Raw genomic sequence first — 3,472 nt, 5'->3', positions numbered from 1 at the left:
TGCCTTTTGCCTTTTGCCTTTTGCCTTTTGCCTTTTGCCTTTTGCCTTTTGCCTTGCTAAAATTCATTTGAAATGCGTTTTAGCAATGGCTTTTGACTACTCAACCTTGAACTGATCAGCACTGGCTTGAAGATTCTTCGCCATGGCTAGGAGTTCTTGGAAAGAGGTAGAAATTTCCATGGCATCGGAAGAGGTCTTGTTGGCAATTCCTGCGACCTCAGTCATGGTAGTGGTCACGGATTGGAACTCTTGGGTCTGTACCTGGGTGGCTTGGGTAATACCCTCTACAAGCTGGCTGATTTGGCTGGTGGCGTCAACAATGGCATTGAGAGTTAGACGGGTATCTTGTACCATTGCAGTTCCTTGGGCAACCTGTTGAATACCTTTATCCATGGCTGTAGACACCTCAGCGGTACTCTTCTGGATATCCTGCACCAACTGCTCAATCTCAGTGGTGGCTTCCGCTGACTGACGGGCTAGAGAACGCACTTCATCGGCAACAACGACAAAACCCCGTCCGTACTCACCGGCCCTGGTGGCTTCAATGGCTGCATTCAAGGCTAGCAATTGGGTCTGATTGGTAAAATTACTAATCAGGTTTACTACCCTCGAAACCTTCTGGGACGATTCGCTGAGACGCTTGAGCCGTTTGCTGGTTTCGGCCACTGTCTCCCGGATTTCGAGAATTCCATCTACAGTACGGTTCATTGCTGCATCCCCTTCCTGGAGGGTTTGGTTAGCGGTTTGGACTGCCACTTCTACGAGTTGAGCACTCTGACCAACAGCGTCTGTAGAATTAACCATGGTCTGGATTTGCTCTAAGGCTTGACCAAGAGCCATAAATTGTTGCTGGGCTTGGGCTGTAAGCAAAGCAATGTTTGATTCCCTGTCAACAGACGTTTGGGCAACTTTCCTGGAGGCTTGTTGCACTTGAGTCACGATCCGGCGCAGGCTTTGTAAAGTGTTGTTGTAGGCATCAGCAATGGTACCGACTTCATTGTTGGTGACCGGAGCTCGGACGGTGAGGTCTCCTTCTAGAGCTGGTCGCACGGCTGAGAGCAACTGCATTACCTCCCGCTGTACTGCTTCTTTGTCGGCTTTCTCCCGTTGTGCGGCATTGGTCAGCTGCTGGGACTGGTTCTGGATTTGTGCGAGATACTCAGCCTGTTGCAGGGCTGCCCCCACTTGTACCCCAATCTGAGCCAGGGCGTTGAGTTCAAACTCTTGCCAGTCACGAGCACCAGTATTTTGGTAGGTACCTAGTAAACCCCATAAGGTTCCTTCGATAAAAATCGGTGCCAGCATATAAGCCTTAACCTCATATTGCTCTAAGGTTTCTAGGTAACCGTCAGAATAACCAAAGGTGTAAATGTCATCAACTGCCAAGCTTTCACGATTGCGATACCGACCGCCCTGGGTGTCTTGTAGATAAGTATCGGGCCAGAAAGCTTCCATATCCGCTCCCACCCATGGTAACCAACCGGTGGCAACTGCCTCAGCCACAAACTGACCAGTCCAATCTCGATTGAATTGATAGACGGCTACGCGATCGCATTTGAGCAGCTGCCGGACTTCTTGGGTGGTGATACCATAGATTTTCGTTACCTCCCGAGACTGGAATAGCTTACCGACTATTTTGGTTACCCCCTGAGCAATTTGAGCTGCTTTGCTGAGTTGGCTAGATTGGGCTCGTAACTGATCTAGGTAATGGGATCGCTGCAAGGCTAATCCCAGGGAATTACTAATCTGGAGCATCAGGGTGACATCGGTATCAAGCCACTGACGGGTTCCCGTATTTTGGTAAGCTGCCAGCAGCCCCCAGAGCTTTTCACCTTGGAAAATCGGCATAATCAGATATGCCCTGGCTTGGTACTGTTCCAGAGTGTTGATGTAGCAGGGAGAGAAACCCATGGCATAGATGTCATCAACCTTCTTGAACCGGTCACCTTGGGCGAAGTCCCCACCCTGGGTGTCTTGCAAGCAGGTATCAACATGATTACGAGAATTAACAGTCAAGGCTGTAACGGTGCAGCGCTCAGAAGCCGTTGTATCCACCTTAAGGCGGTCGTCTCTTTCTTGTTCAGTGATCAAAGAAATCCAGCCAGGGGCAACGGATTCAGCCACAAATTGACCACTCCAGTCGGAGTTGAATTTATAGATTACTACCCGGTCAGCTCCCAACACTTGCCGCAACTCTTTGGTAATACTCTGGAAGATACTGTAAACATCTACAGACTGGGACAAATGGTTGCTAAGGCTTGCTACTACTCGTTCCCGCACAGCAGCTTGGCCAAGCTGATGGGATTTGGCCTCCACTTGATCGAGGTAGCTCAATTGCTGTAGGGCTACCCCAAAGTGCAGAGCAAGCTGCTTGGCAAAATCAATCTCATACTCCTGCCATTGACGAGGCTGACTGCATTGGTGAATGCACAACAATCCCCACAATAATGGTCCTTGAAGTAGGGGGACAACTAGATTAGCCCGGACTTGGAACTGAGCTAGCAGCTCAATATGGCAATCACTCAGTCCAGCATTGTACACATCAGCAACCGCTTGCACTCGTCCTTCGGTGTAGTGAGGGGCATACTGTTCACCAAAGCAGTGGTCGTTAACTTTGATTCCTAGCATGGCATCGTAGCCTGATGCCACATCCTCAGATACCAATTCCCCATCATCAAAGCCAGAGTTAGGGTAAAACCGAAATACACCCACCCGGTCAACCTGAAGAAGCTTACGAATTTCGATAGCAGTTGTCTTGAAAATGGTATCGAGGTTTCGAGACTGACCGATCTTGTTGATGATTCTAACTACCCCTCGCTCGATCCGTGCGGTTTTAGCGACCTGGGTGGATTTGGCCTCTACTTGGGCCAGGTACTCTGTTTGTTGTAGAGCAACTTCAAAGTGTAGGGCAATCTGCTTGACAAAATCAATCTCATACTCCTGCCATTGACGGGGCTGACTGCATTGGTGAATGCACAACAATCCCCACAGTAATGGTCCTTTACGCAATGGCACCACCAGGTTAGCCCGGACTTGAAACTGAGCGAGCAGCTCAATGTAGCAATCACTGAGGTCCCCATTGTAGATATCAGCAACTGCATGTACTCGTCCTTCGACATAGTGCTGGGAATACTGTTCACTAAAGCAATGGTCATGAATCTTGCTACCAAAGATAGCATCGTACCCATTGACTACATCTTCAGACACCAACTGTCCATCATTAAAACCGGACTCAGGGTCAAAGCGAAACAGACCCACCCGGTCAGCCATCAGAAGCTTACGAATTTCTATGGTTGTGGTCTTGAAAATGGTATCCAGTTTCCGAGATTGCCGGATCTTGTTGATGATTTTGACCGCTGATTTTTCTAGGTCTGCAGCCAATAGCAGTTGCTTGGATTGTGCTCGCAGTTGCTCAACATACTCCGTTTGCTGGAGGCCAACCCCAAATTGTCGGCCCATCTGAGCCAGTATA

General features: G+C 49.2%; 1 protein-coding gene. It reads right to left on the bottom strand.

The window, feature by feature from the left end:
- Positions 1–96 precede the first annotated feature (96 nt).
- The coding region (locus tag AC4II3_RS32025) for a GAF domain-containing protein (protein WP_490723027.1) at positions 97–3,472 on the bottom strand (3,376 nt) is incomplete at its 5' end.

Source organism: Moorena sp. (assembly GCF_982860115.1).
The sequence above is the reverse complement of the archived record's forward strand: the minus strand, read 5'-3'. Positions and strand labels throughout refer to the sequence as shown.